Source organism: Stenotrophomonas sp. GL_101 (genome assembly GCF_057835675.1).
Genome location: NZ_CM174432.1, coordinates 1,295,330 through 1,314,312, shown reverse-complemented (window position 1 = coordinate 1,314,312; position 18,983 = coordinate 1,295,330). Strand labels below are relative to the sequence as shown.

At 66.9% G+C, this 18,983-nt stretch carries 18 protein-coding genes; 8 read left to right on the top strand and 10 right to left on the bottom strand.

Translation table 11 applies throughout. The features are described 5' to 3' along the window. Positions 1-209: 209 nt before the first annotated feature. From ispH to murJ, 5 genes are all read right to left on the bottom strand, one after another. Positions 210-1,160, bottom strand: a complete 951-nt coding sequence (ispH, locus tag AC3IR9_RS05895) for a 4-hydroxy-3-methylbut-2-enyl diphosphate reductase (protein WP_489294674.1) — start codon at positions 1,158-1,160, stop codon at positions 210-212. Between the two features lie 55 nt (positions 1,161-1,215). Further along, a complete protein-coding gene (lspA, locus tag AC3IR9_RS05890) occupies positions 1,216-1,722 on the bottom strand; it encodes a signal peptidase II (RefSeq protein ID WP_489294672.1) in 507 nt (168 codons plus the stop codon). Next, positions 1,722-4,553: an isoleucine--tRNA ligase gene (gene ileS, locus AC3IR9_RS05885; protein WP_489294670.1), complete on the bottom strand. Its 2,832-nt coding sequence runs from the start codon at positions 4,551-4,553 to the stop codon at positions 1,722-1,724. The genes lspA and ileS overlap by 1 nt, the downstream gene beginning before the upstream one ends. Next, positions 4,550-5,497 carry a bifunctional riboflavin kinase/FAD synthetase gene (locus AC3IR9_RS05880; protein ID WP_489294668.1) on the bottom strand — a complete coding sequence of 316 codons (948 nt, stop codon included), beginning with the start codon at positions 5,495-5,497 and terminating at the stop codon, positions 4,550-4,552. The genes ileS and AC3IR9_RS05880 overlap by 4 nt, the downstream gene beginning before the upstream one ends. 75 nt (positions 5,498-5,572) lie before the next feature. Beyond that, positions 5,573-7,177 (bottom strand): murein biosynthesis integral membrane protein MurJ, encoded by a 1,605-nt coding sequence (gene murJ, locus AC3IR9_RS05875; protein WP_489295719.1) that lies wholly within the window; start codon positions 7,175-7,177, stop codon positions 5,573-5,575. A gap of 116 nt (positions 7,178-7,293) precedes the next feature. Here murJ and rpsT point away from each other — a divergent pair, with 116 nt between their 5' ends. Next, a complete protein-coding gene (gene rpsT / locus AC3IR9_RS05870; RefSeq protein WP_019184515.1) occupies positions 7,294-7,563 on the top strand; it encodes a 30S ribosomal protein S20 in 270 nt (89 codons plus the stop codon). A gap of 268 nt (positions 7,564-7,831) precedes the next feature. Here the strand turns inward: rpsT and obgE are convergent, their stop codons facing one another. The 3 genes from obgE to rplU all read right to left on the bottom strand — a co-directional run bounded on the left by obgE (position 7,832) and on the right by rplU (position 9,673). Continuing rightward, positions 7,832-8,884 (bottom strand): GTPase ObgE, encoded by a 1,053-nt coding sequence (obgE, locus tag AC3IR9_RS05865; protein WP_489294666.1) that lies wholly within the window; start codon positions 8,882-8,884, stop codon positions 7,832-7,834. Between the two features lie 195 nt (positions 8,885-9,079). Further along, the gene (gene rpmA / locus AC3IR9_RS05860) at positions 9,080-9,340 is read right to left on the bottom strand and encodes a 50S ribosomal protein L27 (RefSeq protein WP_256777127.1); all 261 of its coding nucleotides are present in this window, start codon (positions 9,338-9,340) and stop codon (positions 9,080-9,082) included. Positions 9,341-9,355: 15 nt separating this feature from the next. After that, a complete protein-coding gene (gene rplU, locus AC3IR9_RS05855) occupies positions 9,356-9,673 on the bottom strand; it encodes a 50S ribosomal protein L21 (protein WP_489294665.1) in 318 nt (105 codons plus the stop codon). A 297-nt stretch (positions 9,674-9,970) separates the two neighbouring features. Here rplU and uvrA point away from each other — a divergent pair, with 297 nt between their 5' ends. The 3 genes from uvrA (at position 9,971) to AC3IR9_RS05840 (ending at position 14,265) form a co-directional block, all read left to right on the top strand. Next, complete coding sequence (uvrA, locus tag AC3IR9_RS05850) at positions 9,971-12,961, top strand: excinuclease ABC subunit UvrA (protein ID WP_489294664.1); 2,991 nt, start codon at positions 9,971-9,973, stop codon at positions 12,959-12,961. Then, positions 12,961-13,368, top strand: a complete 408-nt coding sequence (locus AC3IR9_RS05845; protein WP_489294663.1) for an acyl-CoA thioesterase — start codon at positions 12,961-12,963, stop codon at positions 13,366-13,368. Before uvrA ends, AC3IR9_RS05845 begins: the two co-directional genes overlap by 1 nt. 132 nt (positions 13,369-13,500) lie before the next feature. Continuing rightward, positions 13,501-14,265 (top strand): enolase, encoded by a 765-nt coding sequence (locus AC3IR9_RS05840; RefSeq protein ID WP_489294662.1) that lies wholly within the window; start codon positions 13,501-13,503, stop codon positions 14,263-14,265. Between the two features lie 92 nt (positions 14,266-14,357). Here the strand turns inward: AC3IR9_RS05840 and AC3IR9_RS05835 are convergent, their stop codons facing one another. Together AC3IR9_RS05835 and AC3IR9_RS05830 are read right to left on the bottom strand one after the other, a co-directional pair. Further along, entirely contained in the window at positions 14,358-14,726 is a 369-nt protein-coding gene (locus AC3IR9_RS05835) for an energy transducer TonB (protein ID WP_489294661.1), read from the bottom strand. An 11-nt stretch (positions 14,727-14,737) separates the two neighbouring features. Further along, positions 14,738-15,181: a copper chaperone PCu(A)C gene (locus AC3IR9_RS05830; RefSeq protein WP_489294659.1), complete on the bottom strand. Its 444-nt coding sequence runs from the start codon at positions 15,179-15,181 to the stop codon at positions 14,738-14,740. A 34-nt stretch (positions 15,182-15,215) separates the two neighbouring features. Here AC3IR9_RS05830 and AC3IR9_RS05825 point away from each other — a divergent pair, with 34 nt between their 5' ends. The 4 genes from AC3IR9_RS05825 (at position 15,216) to AC3IR9_RS05810 (ending at position 18,955) form a co-directional block, all read left to right on the top strand. Further along, entirely contained in the window at positions 15,216-15,995 is a 780-nt protein-coding gene (locus AC3IR9_RS05825) for an enoyl-CoA hydratase/isomerase family protein (RefSeq protein WP_489294658.1), read from the top strand. Positions 15,996-16,093: 98 nt separating this feature from the next. Next, positions 16,094-17,002, top strand: coding sequence for an acyl-CoA thioesterase II (gene tesB, locus AC3IR9_RS05820; RefSeq protein ID WP_489294656.1), 909 nt, complete (start codon positions 16,094-16,096; stop codon positions 17,000-17,002). A gap of 1 nt (position 17,003) precedes the next feature. Then, positions 17,004-17,507 carry a putative signal transducing protein gene (locus AC3IR9_RS05815; protein ID WP_489294655.1) on the top strand — a complete coding sequence of 168 codons (504 nt, stop codon included), beginning with the start codon at positions 17,004-17,006 and terminating at the stop codon, positions 17,505-17,507. A 242-nt stretch (positions 17,508-17,749) separates the two neighbouring features. Next, positions 17,750-18,955 (top strand): RNA polymerase sigma factor, encoded by a 1,206-nt coding sequence (locus AC3IR9_RS05810; protein WP_489294653.1) that lies wholly within the window; start codon positions 17,750-17,752, stop codon positions 18,953-18,955. Positions 18,956-18,983 lie beyond the last annotated feature (28 nt).

Below are 18,983 nucleotides of genomic sequence, written 5' to 3'. Positions count from 1 at the left end.
GTGTCCGTCGGAAACCGACGCCGGGATGGACGCGGTGTCCGTCAGAAACCGACGCGGGGATGGATACGGTGTCCGTCGGAAACCGACGCAGGGATGGACGCGGCATCCGTCGGAATCGGACCCGGGGATGGACACGGCATCCGGCGGAAACCGACGCGGCCATTGCCACGAAACGCCGGTAGGCGACGACCGTTGGTCGTCGCGCCCGATCAGCTGATCAGGCGCAGCCGCAGTTCCTTGGGCAGGGCGAACACCATTGATTCCGGCTCGCCGTCGAGTTCGCCGATGCCGCTGGCACCGAGCTCCTTCAACCGTGCGATCACCCCGTCGACCAGCACCTGCGGTGCCGAGGCGCCGGCGGTCAGGCCGATGTGCTGCTTGCCGAGCACCCAGGCCGGGTCGATCTCGTCGGCACCGTCGATCAGATACGACTCCACGCCTTCCCGACGCGCCAGCTCGCTGAGCCGGTTGGAGTTGGAACTGTTCGGCGAGCCCACCACCAGCACCAGATCGCAGCGCTTGGCCAGGTCGCGCACGGCGTCCTGGCGGTTCTGCGTGGCGTAGCAGATGTCATCGTTCTTCGGGCCCTGCATCGCCGGGAAGCGGGCGCGCATGGCCTCGATGATGCCGCGGGTGTCATCCACCGACAGCGTGGTCTGGGTGGTGTAGGCGAAGTTCTCGGGCTGGTCGATCTCCAGCGTGGCGACGTCTTCAACGTCCTCCACCAGGTAGATGCGGCCGGTGCCGCGCTCGCGGCTCCACTGGCCCATGGTGCCTTCCACTTCCGGGTGCCCGGCGTGGCCGATCAACACCACGTCACGGCCAGCGCGGCAATGCCGCGCCACTTCCAGGTGGACCTTGGTGACCAGTGGGCAGGTCGCATCGAACACCTTCAGGCCGCGGCGCTCGGCTTCCTGGCGCACCGCCTGGGAGACGCCGTGGGCGCTGAAGATCACCGTATTGTCATCGGGCACTTCATCGAGTTCCTCGACGAAGATCGCACCGCGCCGCTTCAGGTCATCGACCACGAAACGGTTGTGCACCACCTCGTGACGCACATAGATCGGCGCCCCCAGGGTTTCGATCGCGCGCTTGACGATCTCGATCGCACGATCGACACCGGCACAAAAACCACGCGGATTGGCGAGCAACACGTCCATCGATCAGATACTCCGGCCGGCGCAACGCCGGTTCAGTGCTGGTAACAGGGGGGAATTATCCCGCTTTTTTCTGGGCCTTGCCGTCAAACAGCCCGAACAGGGCGATGCCGACCGCCCCGCACACGATCGCCGCGTCGGCGATGTTGAACGAGGGCCAGTAGTGCTCGCCGACGTACCACTGGATGAAATCCACCACATGGCCGTGCATCAACCGGTCAATCACGTTGCCGATCGCCCCGCCAATGACCAGTGCATAGGGCACGGCGCTGCGCCAGTGGCCGCGTGCGGTGCGCGACAGCCAGAACGCCATCAGGCCGCTGATGCCCACCGCCAGCGCGGTGAAGAACCACAGCTGCCAGCCCCCGGCGTCGCTCAGGAAGCTGAAGGCCGCACCGGTGTTGTAGGTGCGGAACCAGTTCCAGAAGCCCTCGATGACCACCACCGGCTGGTACTCGGGCAGGCTGGACAGCACCCATGCCTTGCTCCACTGGTCCAGGCCGATGATCGCCGCCGACAGCAGCAGCCAGATCAGCGCGCTCGGGCGCGGGCGGGCGGCGGCCATCAGAACCACCGCCGGTCTTCGCCGGCCCCGTCGATGTTGGTCACGCAACGGCCGCACAGCTCGGGATGGGCGGCCACGCTGCCCACATCGGCGCGGTAGTGCCAGCAGCGCACGCACTTGGTCTTTTCAGTGGGCTGGGCGCTGACGAACACCTCGTCGGTGGTCGCCGGGCGCACCTGCACATCGCCGCTGATCAGCAGGAAACGCAGTTCCTCGGCCAGCGGTTGCCAGCGTGCGGCGGTCTCCTCGTTGGCGGCCACGGTGATCTCGGCCTCCAGCGCGGCACCGATCGCGCCGTTGGCACGCATCGGCTCGAGCACCTTGGCTACCTGCTCGCGCAGCGCCAGCAGCTGATCGAAATCGGCCGCATTGAGGGGTGCATCGGCCGGCAGCGGGGCCAGGCCTTCGTACCAGGTGGCCATCAGCACGTTGTCCTTGCGCTCACCCGGCAGGTAGTCCCACAGCTCGTCGGCGGTGAAGCTCAGGATCGGGGCAATCCAGCGGGTGAATGCTTCGGCGATGTGGTACATCGCGGTCTGCGCCGAACGCCGGCCACGCGAGTCCACCGGCATGGTGTACAGCCGGTCCTTGGTGACGTCCAGGTACAGCGAGCCCAGGTCGACGCTGCAGAAATTCAGCAGCAGCTGCACGATCTCGGCCATGGTGTAGCCGGTGTAGGCCGCCTTGATCTTCTCCTGCACTTCATGGGCGCGATGCACGATCCAGCGGTCCAGCGCGACCATGTCGGCCGGGGCCACCAGGTGCTGGGCCGGGTCGAAGCCGTCCAGGTTGCCGAGCAGGAAGCGCGCGGTGTTGCGCAGGCGCCGGTAGGCGTCGGCGTTGCGCTTGAGGATTTCCTGCGACAGCGACATCTCGTTGCTGTAGTCGGCCGAGGCGATCCACAGGCGCAGGATGTCCGCGCCCAGGGTCTTCATGATGTCCTGCGGCTCGATGCCGTTGCCCAGCGACTTGGACATCTTGCGGCCCTTCTCATCCACGGTGAAACCGTGGGTGAGGCACTGCTTGTACGGGGCATGCTTGTCGATCGCCACGCCGGTCAGCAGCGAGGACTGGAACCAGCCGCGGTGCTGGTCCGAGCCTTCCAGGTACAGGTCGGCCGGCTTGCCGAAGCCACGGGCCAGCAGCACGCCTTCATGGGTGACGCCCGAGTCGAACCACACATCCAGGATGTCGGTGACCTTCTCGTAATGCGGCGCTTCATCGCCGAGCAGCTCGGCGCTGTCCAGCGAATACCACACGTCGATGCCCTCGGCTTCGACGCGGTCGGCCACCTGCTGCATCAGTTCCACCGTGCGCGGGTGCGGCTCGCCGGTTTCGCGGTGGGTGAACAGCGCGATCGGCACGCCCCAGGTACGCTGGCGGCTGATGCACCAATCCGGGCGACCATCGACCATGCTGCCGATACGCGCCTTGCCCCAGCTCGGGAACCAGCCGACGTTGTCGATCGCGGTCATCGCGTCGTTGCGCAGGTTGGCCTTGTCCATCGAGATGAACCACTGCGGGGTGGCGCGGAACACCACCGGGGTCTTGTGCCGCCAGCAGTGCGGGTAGCTGTGCACGATCTCGACGAAGGCCAGCAGCGCGCCACTGGCGCGCAGTACATCGACGATCAACGGCTGCGCCTTCCACAGGTGCACACCGGCCAGTTCGACATCGCCTGCCGGCGGGGTCGACGGCAGGTACACGCCACGGCCGTCGACCGGATTGATCTGGCCGGCGTTGTAGTTGTCCATCAGCCCGTACTGCTGGCTGACCACGAAATCTTCCTGGCCGTGGCCGGGGGCGGTATGCACCGCACCGGTACCGTCTTCGTCGGAGACATGCGCGCCGTTGAGCAGCGGGATGTCGCGGGTGGGGTAGAACGGGTGGGCCAGCAGCAGGTTTTCCAGCGCCGCACCGGCGGCGTGGCCATGCGCCACCACCTCTTCAACGCCGTAGCGGCGCAGCGCGCGCTCGGCCAGCGTGGCGGCCACCACCAGCCAGCGGCGCGTGCCATTGTGCGCCGGGCCTTCGACCAGCGAGTACTGGATGTCCGCGCCCAGCGACACCGCCAGCGAGGCCGGCATCGTCCAGGGGGTGGTGGTCCAGATCGGCACGGCCACCTCGACATCGGCCGGCAGGGTCACGCCGAAGCGCGACGCCAGCTGCGCCGAATCACGCGCAACGTAGGCCACGTCGATCGCCGGCGAGGTCTTGTCCTGGTACTCGATTTCCGCCTCGGCCAAGGCCGAGCCGCAATCGAAGCACCAATGCACCGGCTTGGCGCCGCGCACGATGTGGCCGTTGGCAAACACCTTGGACAACGCGCGGATTTCGTTGGCTTCAAAATCGAAGCTCAACGTCTTGTACGGGTTGTCCCAGTCGCCGATCACGCCCAGGCGCTTGAAATCGCGGCGCTGCAGTTCGATCTGCTCTTCGGCGAATTCACGGCACTTCTGGCGGAACTGCGCGGCATCGAGCTTGACCCCGACCTTGCCCCACTTCTTCTCGACCGCGATCTCGATCGGCAGGCCATGGCAATCCCAGCCCGGCACGTAGGGCGCATCGAAGCCGGCCAGGTAGCGCGACTTGACGATGATGTCCTTGAGGATCTTGTTGACCGCATGGCCCAGGTGGATCTGGCCGTTGGCGTACGGCGGGCCGTCGTGCAGCACGAACAGCGGGCGGCCCTGCGCGTTCTCGCGCAGGCGGGCGTACAGGCCCTGGTCTTCCCAGCGCGACAGAATGCCCGGCTCGCGCTTGGGCAGGTCGCCGCGCATCGGGAATTGTGTTGCCGGCAGATGAAGGGTGGCTTTGTAGTCCTGGCTCACGCAGTGGCTCGCAATCTGTGTTCGGAAAGGATGTGGCGCGCTTGGTCGGCGTCACGGTGCATCTGGTCGGTCAAGGCGGCCAGATCTTGGAACTTCTCTTCATCGCGCAACTTGGCGACAAATTCCACTTCAATGTGGCGACCGTACAGGTCGCCCTGGAAATCGAACAGGTGCGCTTCCAGCAGCGGCTCCACCCCGTCCACGGTGGGGCGGGTGCCGAAGCTGGACACCGACGGCCAGGGCTGGTCGAACACCCCGTGCACCCAGGTGGCGTAGATGCCCGACAACGGCGGAGTCTTGGGGAAACGCAGGTTGGCCGTCGGGAAGCCCAGCGTACGGCCGAGCTGGCGCCCACGCACGACCCTGCCACCGATCGCGTAGGGCCGGCCGAGCAGGTCGTTGGCATGGGCGAAGTCGCCGGCGCGCAGCAGCTGGCGGATGCGGGTGCTGGAGATGCGCTCGCCATGCAGGTCCACCGGCTCGATCTCGCCCGCGGAAAAACCCAGCGCCGCGCCCATCGACTGCAGCAGGGCCAGGTCGCCGCGACGGCGGTTGCCGAAGCAGAACTCCGGGCCGATCCAGACCTCGCGCGCGCTCAGGCGCTGTACCAGCAGCTGCTGGACGAAGTCTTCCGGCTGCATCGCGGCCATGCGCGCATCGAAGCGCAGCAGGCCCACGGCATCCACGCCCAGTTCGCGCAGGATGGCGACCTTGTCGCGGGCCAGGGTCAACCGCGGCGGCGGCTCGCCCTGGGCGAAATACTCACGCGGCAACGGCTCGAACGCGACGGCCACGGCCGCCACGCCCAGCGCGCGCGCACGCGCCACCGCATGCCGCACCAGGGCGCGATGGCCCAGGTGCAGGCCGTCGAACGCGCCGATGCAGACCACGCTTCCGTGCGGGAACAGCGGCCCGCCTTCGATGTTTCTAAACAACGTGCTCATCAACTGGGAGTCCGGCCCACCAGGACCGATGTGTTGCAGGGGATAGCCATGAAGTATAGCCGGGGTGTCCAAGGATCAATGCTCGCGCAGGTGACGCGGGCGGAAGCCCATCGCCACCAGGGCCACCAGGTAGGTCAGGCCACCGCCGCCGACCAGCAGCGCCAGGTTGCCGATGCGGTGCCACTTGTCCATCGCGGTGAAGCCGGACATCCCGTGCAGCAGGCCCAGCAGCACCGCCACCATCGCCACGCAGGCCAGGCCCAGCCGGGTGGCATAGCCGGCCCAGCCGGGCTTGGGCTGGTAAACATCGGTCTTGCCCAGCCAGTACCAGAGCAGGCCCAGGTTCAGGTAACTGGACAGCGCACTGGCAATGCCCAGCGCCAGGTGCAGGCCGGGCTGCTTGCCCAGCGCCACCCACACGCCCTGTGCCTTGAGCGCCTCGGGCACCATCACGTGGTACAGCACCGCCAGCAGGGCGAAGTTGAAGACCATGTTGGCCACCAGGGCGATCAGGCCGGCGCGCACCGGGGTGCGGGTGTCCTGGCGGGCGTAGAACGCCGGCAGCACCACCTTGAGCAGCGCGAACGCCGGCAGCGCGAAGCTCAGGCCATACACCGACAAGGCGGTCATGCGGGTATCGAACGCGGTGAACTGCCCGTGCTGGAACACCGTGGCGATCAGCGGCTCGGCCAGCAGCATCAGGCCCAGCATGGCCGGCACGGCGATCAGCAGCGTGGTCCGCAGCCCCCAGTCCAGCGCGCTGGAGAACCCGGCCTTGTCGGTGCTGACGTGGTGGCGGGCCAGCGCCGGCAGGATCACCGTGCCCAGCGCCACCCCGAACACGCCCAGCGGCAGTTCCAGGAAGCGGTCGGCCAGCGACAGCCACGACTGCGAGCCGTCGGTCAGCTTGGCGGCGATCACCGTATCCAGCAGCAGGTTGATCTGCGCCACCGACGAGCCGAACAGGGTCGGCACCATCAGGGTCAGTACCTTGCGCACGCCCGGGTGGGTCCAGCCCCACCGCGGCAGGGTGAGCAGGTTGATGCCTTTCAGCGAGGGCAGCTGGAACAGCAGCTGCAACAGGCCGGCAGCCAGCACCGCCCAGCCCAGCGCCAGGATCTGCTTCTCCGGGGTGCCACCCAGCCGCGGGGCCAGCCACAGCGCGCCGGCGATCATGCACAGGTTGAGGATCACCGGGGTCAGCGCCGGCATCGCGAATTTCTGGAAACTGTTCAACGCCCCGCCCGCCAGCGCGGTGAGCGATACGAACAGCAGGAACGGGAAGGTCAGCCGGAACAGATCCACCAGTAGCCCGTGCTTGGCCGGGTCGGTGTCCACCCCGCTGGCGAACAGCGTGGCCAGCTGCGGGGCGAAGATCAGTGCCAGCGCGGTGACCAGCAGCAGCACCCCGCCCAGGGTGCCGGCCACTCGCGCCATCAGTTCGCGCAGTTCGGCGTGCGAACGGGTTTCCTTCACTTCGGTGAACACCGGCACGAACGCGGTGGCAAACGAGCCCTCGGCGAACAGGCGGCGCAGGAAGTTGGGCACCCGGAAGGCCACCCAGAAGGCATCGGTCACCGCGTTGGTGCCGAAGGTAGTGGTAATGACCAGGTCGCGAACCAGCCCCAGCACCCGCGAAATCATGGTCATACTGCTGAACGACAGCAGGCCCCGCAACATCCTTGGTGAACTCACCCGTGTTCCCTCTTGACAATTGACTTGACGTACATTTTCCCAGCCATCATACTTTCCAGCTTGCTGTTCCCATTACACCGATTTTTCAGGAAACCACCACTGTGGCCAATATCAAGTCCGCCAAGAAGCGCGCCAAGCAGACCGTCGTGCGCAACGCGCGCAATACGGCTCAGCGTTCGATGCTGCGCACCGCTGTCAAGAAGGTGATCAAGGCTCTGGATGCCAATGACGCCGCCGGCGCCGAGGCAGCCTTCGCTGTTGCCCAGCCGATCCTCGACCGTTTCAGCTCGCGTGGTCTGATCCACAAGAACAAGGCTGCTCGCCACAAGAGCCGCCTGACCGCGCGCATCAAGGCCATCAAGGCCGCCTGATACGGCGAAGCGGTTGCGGTGGAGCCACGCCCTGCGTGGCTTCGACCAGGCAACACAGAAAAACCCGGCCCTGGCTGGGTTTTTTGTTGGGCGCAAAAACCCCGGAACCGTAGCGCCGGGCCCTGCCCGGCGGCCCTTCGCGGCGGCACCCTGCACGTCGGACGCAAGCCGGGCAGAGCCCGGCTCTACGACGCGTTGCCCACGCCGCGCGAGCACCCCACAGAAAAACCCGGCCGGAGCCGGGTTTCTGAGCGTCGAGGCAGCTGCCTCAGTACGCATCGCGCGCTTGCGCCTCGTCTTCTTTCTGGCGGTCGAAGAAGGCCATGATGTTGGTCATGATCGGCCAGGTGCCTTCACGGCCCAGCGCCGAGACCAGGTACCACGGCTGGGTCCAGCCCAGCTCGGCGATGATCTTCTCGGCAGCGACCTTGGCCTCGTCCTCGAACATCAGGTCGGCCTTGTTCAGCACCAGCCAGCGCGGCTTGTTCAACAGCTCCGGATCATGCTTCTCCAGCTCGCGCTCGATCGCACGGACCTGCTCGATCGGCGACACGTCTTCCACGCCACCTTCCATCGGCGAGATGTCCACCAGATGCAGCAACAGGCGGGTGCGCTGCAGGTGGCGCAGGAACTGCGCGCCCAGCCCGGCACCGTCGGCGGCACCTTCGATCAGGCCGGGAATGTCGGCAATCACGAAGCTGCGGTAATTTTCAACGCGCACCACACCCAGGTTCGGGTACAGCGTGGTGAACGGGTAATCGGCCACCTTCGGGGTGGCGGCGGACACCGCGCGGATCAGCGTGCTCTTGCCGGCATTGGGGAAGCCCAGCAGGCCGACGTCGGCCAGCAGCTTCAGCTCCAGCTTGAGCAGGCGCTCTTCACCCTCTTCGCCCGGCAGTGCCTGGCGCGGCGAGCGGTTGGTGGAGCTCTTGAAATGCATGTTGCCCAGGCCGCCGCGGCCGCCCTTGGCCACCAGCAGGCGGTCGTCGTGCTGGGTCAGGTCGCCGATCACTTCATCGGTGGCTACGTTCATGATGACCGTGCCCACCGGCACGGTGATGACCAGGTCTTCGCCGCCCTTGCCATAGGCCTGCCGGCCCATGCCGTTCTCGCCACGCTGCGCCTTGAAGATGCGGTCATGGCGGAAGTCGACCAGGGTATTGAGGTTGGCGTCGGCACGGATCCACACGTTGCCGCCATTGCCGCCGTCACCACCGTCCGGGCCACCCAGCGGAATGAACTTCTCGCGACGGAAGCCGACGCAGCCGTTGCCGCCATTGCCGGCGGTGACCTGGATTTCTGCTTCGTCTACAAGTTTCATGATTCTGGATGCCAACTGGAGGCGATGGGCCGCGAATGCGCCCGACCGCAGAGTCTAACGTCCCCGGTGCGATCCCGGGACGGTGGCGGGAAAGATCCCGCCCGATAGTGGTTCAATAAAAACAAAAACCCCGCCGAAGCGGGGCTTTCGTCAGCGGCCCCACGCCTAGGCGTGGGCGCCTGCGTATCGCGAAGATCAGGCTTCGGCGACGACGCTGACGGTGCGACGCTTCTTGGGACCCTTGACCGAGAACTCCACCTTGCCGTCGACCAGCGCGAACAGGGTGTGGTCACGACCGAGGCCAACGCCGGTACCCGGATGGAACTGGGTGCCACGCTGACGGATGATGATGTTGCCGGCATCGATGGCCTGGCCACCGAAGATCTTGACGCCGAGGTATTTCGGGTTGGAGTCGCGACCGTTGCGCGATGAGCCTACGCCCTTCTTATGTGCCATGACTGCTTCTCCTGATTACTTGCTGCCACCGGCGATGCCGGTGATCTCGATTTCGGTGTAGTACTGACGGTGACCCTGACGCTTCATGCTGTGCTTGCGGCGACGGAACTTGATGATCCGGACCTTGTCAGCACGCCCCTGGGACAGAACCGTGGCGGTGACCGAAGCGCCGCTGAGTGCGTCGCCGATCTTGATGCCATCGCTGTCACCCAGCATCAGGATGTTGTCAAACTTGATCTCGTTGCCGACTTCGACTTCGAGCTTTTCAACGCGGAGCTTTTCGCCCTGCGCCACGCGGTATTGCTTACCGCCGGTTACCAGTACTGCGTACATGACCAGACTTCCTTTGTAGTTATTGTGGTCTATGGGCTGCTGCCATCGAGGGCAGACAGAAGCGGGATTTTAAAGGGCGCCCCCGGGCCGGGTCAACCCACCCCTCGGCTTGCCCCGCCTGGACCTGAATCCTGTTCAGGTAAGCCCCTGGCAGGTCTCAAAGGGTGAGATCCGGGGCTGGCAATGTGCGCGATTGCCCCCAAATCCCAAGCTCGGTAGGCTGACCGATTGGCGTCTCCGCTTGCCCCACCCGCTTGCCGACCCCCACCCGGTCGAAGCCTCACAACGGATCCCCCCATGGCGATGGACTTCATCCGCATCCGCGGCGCGCGGACGCACAATCTCAAGAACATCGATCTCGACCTGCCCCGCGACAAGCTCATTGTCATCACCGGCCTGTCCGGGTCGGGCAAGTCGTCGCTGGCGTTCGACACCATTTACGCTGAAGGCCAGCGCCGCTACGTGGAATCGCTGTCGGCCTATGCCCGGCAGTTCCTGAGCGTGATGGAAAAGCCGGACCTGGACCACATCGAGGGCCTGTCCCCGGCCATTTCGATCGAGCAGAAATCGACCTCGCACAACCCGCGCTCGACCGTGGGCACCATCACCGAAATCTACGATTACCTGCGCCTGCTCTACGCCCGCGTCGGCAGCCCGCGCTGCCCCGACCACGGCTACCCGCTGGAAGCGCAGACGGTCAGCCAGATGGTCGACCACGTGCTTTCCCTGGACCAGGAACAGCGCTACATGCTGCTGGCCCCGGTGATCCGCGAGCGCAAGGGCGAACACGCCCAGGTCTTCGACCAGCTGCGCGCGCAGGGGTTCGTGCGCGTGCGGGTGGACGGTGCGCTGTACGAAATCGACGCGGTGCCGCCGCTGGCGTTGCGCCAGAAGCACACCATCGAAGCGGTGATCGACCGCTTCCGCCCGCGCGAAGACATCAAGCAGCGCCTGGCCGAGAGTTTTGAAACCGCGCTGAAGCTGGGCGATGGCATGGTGTCGGTGCAGTCGCTGGATGCGGAGGATGCGCCCGCCCACCTGTTCTCGTCCAAGTACAGCTGCCCGGTCTGCGATTACTCGCTGCCCGAGCTGGAACCGCGCCTGTTCTCGTTCAATTCGCCGGTCGGCGCCTGCCCGGGCTGCGACGGGCTGGGCATGGCCGAGTTCTTCGATCCCTCGCGCGTGGTGGTGCACCCCGAGCTGTCGCTGTCGGCCGGTGCGGTGCGTGGCTGGGACCGTCGCAATGCCTATTACTTCCAGCTGATCGCCTCGCTGGCCAAGCACTACAAGTTCGACGTGGACGCGGTCTGGCAGACCCTGCCCGAGGACGTGCGCCAGGCGGTGCTGTATGGCAGCGGCGAAGAAGCCATCACCTTCACCTACTTCACCGAAGCCGGTGGCCGCACCCAGCGCAAGCATCGGTTCGAGGGCATCATTCCGAACCTGGAGCGGCGCTACAAGGAAACCGAATCGTCGGCGGTGCGCGAAGAGCTGGCCAAGTACATCAGCGAACGCGACTGCCCCGAATGCCACGGCCAGCGCCTGAACAAGGCCGCGCGCAATGTGTTCGTGGCCGATCGCGCACTGCCGGAACTGGTGGTGCTGCCGATCGACGAAGCGCTGAAGTTCTTCAGCAGCATGACCCTGCCCGGCTGGCGCGGCGAGATTGCCACCAAGATCGTCAAGGAGATCGGCGAACGCCTCGGCTTCCTGGTCGATGTGGGCCTGGATTACCTCACCCTGGAGCGCAAGGCCGACACCCTCTCCGGTGGCGAAGCGCAGCGCATCCGCCTGGCCTCGCAGATCGGTGCGGGCCTGGTCGGGGTGATGTACGTACTCGACGAACCGTCCATCGGCCTGCACCAGCGCGACAACGAGCGCCTGCTCGGCACCCTCACCCGCCTGCGCGACCTGGGCAACACGGTGATCGTGGTCGAGCATGACGAAGACGCGATCCGGCTGGCCGACTACGTGCTGGACATCGGCCCGGGCGCGGGCGTGCATGGCGGCGAGATCGTCGGCCAGGGCACGCTGCAGGACATCCTGGATGCGCCGCGTTCGCTCACCGGCCAGTACCTGTCGGGCAAGCGTGCCATCAAGATCCCGGCGCGCCGGCACAAGCCCAACCCGAAGATGACCCTGCACCTGCGCGGGGCCAGCGGCAACAACCTCAAGGGCGTGGACCTGGATATTCCGTCGGGCCTGCTGACCTGCATCACCGGTGTCTCCGGCTCGGGCAAGTCGACCCTGATCAACGACACCCTGTTCTCGCTGGCGGCCAACGAGATCAACGGTGCCTCGCACCCGATCGCGCCGTACAAGGAAGTGGTCGGGCTGGACCTGTTCGACAAGGTGGTGGACATCGACCAGTCGCCGATCGGCCGCACGCCGCGCTCGAACCCGGCCACCTACACCGGTCTGTTCACGCCGCTGCGCGAGCTGTACGCGCAGGTTCCCGAAGCGCGCGCGCGCGGCTATTCGCCGGGCCGTTTCAGTTTCAACGTGCGTGGCGGCCGTTGCGAAGCGTGCCAGGGCGATGGCCTGATCAAGGTCGAGATGCACTTCCTGCCCGACGTGTACGTGCCGTGCGATGTCTGCCACGGCAAGCGCTACAACCGCGAGACGCTGGAGATCCTGTACAAGGGCTACAACATCAGCGACGTACTGCAGATGACCGTCGAAGACGCGCTGAAGCTGTTCGAGCCGGTACCGAGCATCGCGCGCAAGCTGGAAACGCTGGTCGACGTGGGCCTGAGCTACATCAAGCTGGGCCAGAGCGCGACCACGCTGTCCGGCGGTGAGGCGCAGCGCGTGAAGCTGTCCAAGGAACTGTCGCGCCGCGATACCGGGCGCACCTTGTACATCCTCGACGAGCCGACCACCGGGCTGCACTTCCACGACATCGAAGCGCTGCTCGGCGTGCTGCACAAGCTGCGCGACGAGGGCAACACGGTGGTGGTGATCGAGCACAACCTGGACGTGATCAAGACCGCCGACTGGATCGTCGACCTGGGTCCGGAAGGCGGCCATCGCGGTGGCACCATCCTGGTCACCGGCACGCCCGAAGACGTGGCCGCGTGCCCGACCTCGTACACCGGCCAGTTCCTGGCCAAGATGCTGCCCTCTACCCACGCACGTCCGGAACAACCTGCGGCGGTAGCCAACAAGCCCGACGCACGCCCGCCACGCAAGGTGAAGCCGGAGAAGCCGGCCCGCAAGGCGGCGGCCGCCAAGAGCCCGGCCAAGCCCAGCAAGACCGGCGCAGCCAGCAAGAAGAAGGACGCCTGATGGGTGCCGACCACAAGATCCTCGCCCGCGTACCGATCAGCGTGCGCTGGCGCGACATGGACAGCATGGGCCACGTCAACAACGCCAAGTACATTTCCTACCTGGAAGAAGCGCGCGTGCGCTGGATGCTGGGCGTGGAAGGGGTGTCGATGAGCGACCGCATCGCCCCGGTGGTGGCTGCCACCAACGTCAACTACCGGCTGCCGATCGTTTGGCCCAACGACGTGCTGGTGGAGCTGTTCGTGGAGCGACTGGGCAACAGCAGCGTGACCATCGGCCACCGCATCGTGGACCAGAACGACGATACCAAGCTGTATTCCGATGGCAACGTGGTGGTGGTGTGGATGGACACGCAGACCGGCAGGAGTGCGCCGTTGCCGGACGCGATCCGCAACGCGTCCAGCTGAGGGTGATGCCGGCCTCTGGCCGGCAACCCCATGACGCCGGACGGATGTTCATGGTTGCCGGCCAGCGGCCGGCACTACCGTAATTGTTACTGGCCAGCGGCCGGCATCAGCGTTTTTCTGCAAAGGATGGCCATGTTCCACCAGACCGATATCCGCACGCTGCAACCGGGCCTCACCCCCTTTCCGGCCGATGTGTTCACACCCGACCAGCCTTGGCTGGCCGACCACCTGCTGCCGTTGATCAGCATCGACCTGGGCCTGCTGCGACCAGAACTGGCCGGCACCGTGGCCACGATGCTGTGCCCGATCGAGCCGTATGAAGGCTGTCTGGGCGAGGGCACCGAGGCGCACCACACCGCCTTTACCAGTCGCAACTGGCTGTCTTTTGAACTCACCGAGGACAATCGGCTGCGATTTCTCGGCAACGAGCGCTACTTCCAGCGCGCGCCGCAGAACGTCGCCACGCAGGGACTGGATGCGGACCTGCGCGAACACGCCACGGAAATGCGCGACAGCCATACCCAGGCCCGCGCGGCATTCCTGCAGCATGGTCGGCTGTGCGCCGGCATGGACGACGTGGACGACATGATCGGGGAACCGTTCCTGGATAGCCTCGGTGGGCCGTTCTGGTACGGTAACTGGACCGAGTACGAGCCGCTGCCGTCCGGATTGCTGTTTGAAGACCTGGCCGGCTACACCCGGCGCGGCCGGTTGAGCATCCGCAACGACAGCGATGATCTGCCCGATGACGGCATCCGCATCAGCCGCGACGGCCAGCCGTTTTTCCCGGTCGCCTGCGTCGCCGCTTACCATTGGTGCGCCGCCGGCGCCGATGCGATCCTGATGTTCTACGAACCGCACAGCCGCACCGTGCTGTTTTCCTACGACTGGACCTGACTGCACCACCCGCCGGCGCAGGCAACCCCGCCCAACGCCCAGCCGGCCATCACCAGGTGCAGGCGTCCCGAACACGCCCTTGGCGGAGGTCGCTACGCCGGAACATCCGTCATCGGGGCGCATCGATCCGCCAACCCCGCATGGCGACCATTCATCGACCAGTTTGCGAATGCCTGCCATTGCTCCACGGAGGCCAGCCGCAGCGCAGGGTCGAACCGGTGGAGGGAGACGCCACGCATGATCGCGCTGTCGATCTCCCGCATGCGCGTTGACTGCAGAATCCGCACACGGACCACCCTGCCCTGCGCGTCCACCTGTAGCGCCAGTGGCATGCATCCGGCGGGTATGTCGCCTCCTACGGGACCGCGATTGAACATCAGAGGCTCGATCCGACCGGACGCCTGCGCGGGCAGCAAGGGCAGTTCGGTTGTGGGCGCCAGGGCAGCGACCAGCGTCAGCATCGCACGCCACATCAACGCGCCGCCTTGCGTACCTGCAGCGTGCCATCCACCTTGCGCCCGTCTTCCAGGCTGAGCCGCAACGGCAGCGCGGCACCTTCCTTCAACGCCACCTCCGGCTGCATCAGCATCAAGTGCAGGCCGCCGGGCTTGAGCGTCACGCTGGCACCGGCCGCGATCGGCAAACGCTCCACCGCGCGCATGCGGCTGACCCCGTTCACCAGCGTGGTTTCATGCAGCGACACCTCGCCAAACGCCTTGCTGCCCGCGCCCACCACCACCACGCCGACGCGACAGTCGTTGCGTATCTGGCCGTAACCGGCCGCCATCGGCATCGCACCCGGCGGCAGCCGTACCCAGCCGTCGCGCACGCTCACGCATGCCGGCTCGGCCGCGGCAGCCGATGTTGCGAACGCACACAACCCCAACAATACGCACACGAATGGTTTGGTTATCATCGTCTCCGTTCCCTGCCCGCAACGAGATCGCAGCATGACGACGCTTATCGAGCTGATCAACCACGGCCCCATCCGCGAACTGCGCCTGGCGCGGCCCCCGGTCAATGCGCTCGACACCGAGCTGTGCCGCCACCTGATCCACGCGCTCAACCAGGCCATGGCCGACGACGTGCACGGCATCGTGCTGTCGGGCAGCGAGCGCATCTTCAGCGCCGGCATGGACGTGCCGCACCTGCTCGGCCACGGCGATGACCAGCACAAGCTGCTGGACAGCTGGCAGGCGTTCTTCGGCGCGGTGCGCACCCTGGCCGAATGCCGGGTGCCGGTGGTGGCCGCGCTGACCGGGCACGCCCCGGCCGGTGGCTGCGTGCTGGCGCTGTGCTGCGATTACCGGATCCTGGCGCGCAGCCCGGACCCCGCCCAGCCCACGGTGATCGGCCTGAATGAGGTCCAGGTGGGGCTGGTGGCACCGGAAGGCATCCAGCGCCTGATGCGGCGCGTGGTCGGCCACCATCGCGCCTCGCTGCTGCTGGTGGGCGGTGAAATGGTGCCGGCCGAGCGCGCCCTGGAGATCGGGCTGGTGGATGAACTGGCCGACGCCGCCCAGGTGGTGCCGCGTGCGGTGGCCTGGCTGCAGCGCCTGCTCAAGCTGCCGCGCCAGCCGATGCTGTTGACCCGCGCCGCCGCCCGCGCCGACCTGCATGAGGCCCTGCACCCGGACCTGATCCACCTCGACCGCTTCATCGAGGCCTGGTACGCCCCGGATGCACAGCAGGCGCTGCACACGCTGGTGGCCAGGCTCGGCAAGGGCTGAAGCCCGGTAAACGCCAACGGGGCGGTAGTGCCGGCCGCTGGCCGGCAACCAGGCGATGAACGATATAATTCGGGTCCGCCCCCTGCCGGTTGCTTCCCTTGTCCGACACGCACGAACCCGTCGTCTCCGAGCTGATCGACCTGCTCACGCTTGAACGCCTGGAAGACAACCTGTTCCGCGGCCAGAGCCGCGATATCGGTACCAAGTACGTGTTCGGCGGCCAGGTGCTGGGCCAGGCCCTGTCGGCCGCGCAGGCCACCGTCGAGAACGGTCGGCATGTGCACTCGCTGCATGCCTATTTCCTGCGCGCCGGCAACATCGACCACCCGATCGTCTACGACGTGGACCGCACCCGCGACGGCGGCAGCTTCTCGGTCCGCCGGGTCACCGCGATCCAGCATGGCAAGGTGATCTTCTTCTGCGCGGCCTCGTTCCAGCAGGCCGAAAGCGGTGCCGAGCACCAGCACAAGATGCCCGAGGTGCCGCAGCCCGAAGACATCGAGCCCAGCCGCCCGCTGCCGCCAGAGGTGCTGGAACGGCTGCCGATCAAGGTGCAGCGTTGGCTCTCGCGCGGTGGTCCGTTCGAATTCCGCCACGTCTACCCGCGCGATGAACTCCACCCGCCCAAGCGCCCGCCTTACCACCAGGTCTGGTTGCGCTTGAACGAGCGCGTCGGCGACGCGCCGGAGCTGCACCAGGCGCTGCTGGCCTATGCCTCGGACTTCCACCTGCTGGGCACGGCGACCTTCCCGCACGGCATCAGCTACTACCAGCCGCACGTACAGATGGCCTCGCTCGACCACGCGATCTGGTTCCATCGCCCGTTCCGCGCCGACGACTGGCTGCTGTACTCGCTGGACAGCCCCAGCGCGCAGGATTCCCGCGGACTGGCCCGGGGCCAGTTCTTCACCCGCGATGGCCTGCTGGTGGCGAGCACCGCCCAGGAAGGCCTGATCCGCGTGGTACCCGACAGTGCCGCGGCCGCCGCCGTACCGGCCAAGGACTGACATGAGACAGATTTTCAACAGCCAGCGCGTGGAAACCGTGGAAGGCGTGGCCCAGCTGCTGCGCGAGGCCGGTATCGAGGTGCGCATCACCAACGGCCGCTCGTACCACAGCAAGCGAGGCAGCCAGTTCAGCTACCTGGATACCAGCAAGGCCACCACCCATCCCACGCTGTGGGTGGTGCACGCCAATGACCAGCCGCGTGCGCGCGAGATCCTGCGCGACGCGCGCCTGCTGGAAACCACCCGGCGCGACCACCCCACCGCCGAGTTCGCCTTCCGCGACCAGGTGGGCGAAGTGGCCCCGCGCCGCAACTGGGCCTGGCGCATCCGTATCGGCCTGCTGCTGGTGATTGCGGCCGTGGCGATGGTGGTGGTGATGCGCCACCGCAGCGCCCCGCCCGTGGCCCCGGCTCCCGCCATACAGCAGGCCCCGGCCGCAGCCCCGGCCCAGCCCGCGCCCCCGGAAGACGAAGAAGTGCGGGTCCGGATCCAACCGGCGAAGTAACCGGCCCTGCCGGGCGCTGCCCGGCCCGATCCCATAACGCCCGGCTCTGCCCGGCTCGCACCCCGATCCCGTAGAGCCGGGCTCTGCCCGGCTGCCCGGCTGCCCGGCTGCTCCTGCGGCCAGATCCATGCAGAGCCGGCCAGCGGCCGGCACTACCCGGTCACAGGCGACCGGCCGACCCCCACCCGGTCACATTCTTTCGCGGCCCTCGTCATACTCGGATCACCTCCGGAAACGACGCCATGACGCCCCAGCTGACTGCCACCCTGGAACGCGAACTGCCCGCGGCTGCCTCTGGTTGCACCCAGTCCTACGGGCGCATCGTGCTGGCCTGCCAGAACACCGTCACTGCGATCGCCCTGGCAATCACCCGCGACGTGCAGGCCAGCGAGGACATCGCGCAGGAGGCCTTCATCAAGGCCTGGCAGCAGCTCAACCAGCTGAGCAATCCGTCCAGCTTCCTGCCGTGGCTGCGCCAGATCACCCGCAACCTGGCCCGCGACTGGCTGCGCGCCAACCGCGGCCGCCCGCTGTCCGGCGAAGCAGCCGAGATCGCGATCAGCATGGCCGCCGATCCCGGCCCGACCGCACCCGAGCGGCTGCAGCGGGTGGAAGAGGAACTGGCGGCCGAAGAGATCATTTCGGCCCTGCCCGAAGACGCCCGCGAAACCCTGCTGCTGTACTACCGCGAGGGCCAGCGCTCACAGCAGGTGGCCGACCTGCTTGGGCTCAGCGATGCCGCCGTGCGCAAGCGCCTGTCGCGCGCCCGCGCCAGCGTGCGTGAGGAAATGCTGCGCCGTTTCGGCGATTTCGCGCGCAGCAGCGCCCCCAGCGCCGCGTTCGCCACCACCATTGCCTCGGTGCTGATGGTCGCCGCCCCCGGCACCGCCAGTGCCGCGATCCTGCTCGGCACCGGGCTGGGCACCGGCAAGCTCGGCCTGGGCGGGGCCACGGTCTCAGGCGGCACGGCGTTGGGCTCGCTCAGCGCGGCGCTCAGCCAGAACGCGACCCCGGACCAGATGCTGAGCCTGGGCGCGGTCATCGGCGGCCTGGTCGGCGGCATGCTGGGCAGCTATCTCGGCGGGCGCTACCTGCTGTCGTATGCCGAATCGTCCGGCGAACGGGAGCAGATCCGCCGGTTCGTGGTGCTGAGCAGCGTCACCGCGATGGTGATGTGCGTGTCGGTGCTGATGCTGAGCGTGCTGCAAGCGCCGGTCTGGATGCTGTTGTCGGCGATGGCGCTTGGCATGGCCGCGGTCAACTACCAGTGCCTGTTCCCGCTGCAGAAGGTGATGGCGCCGATGCTGGCACGCGATGCGGCGCGCCATGGCCGCAGCGGGCCAAGCTGGACCTTCCAGCTGATGTACGGCCGTTGGGCGGTGGTGCTGGTCACCCTGGGCGTGGCCGCGCTGGTGCTGTACAGCCTGGTGCGCACCGGGCGGCTCTGAACGACACGGGCGCCGGTCGATGACCGGC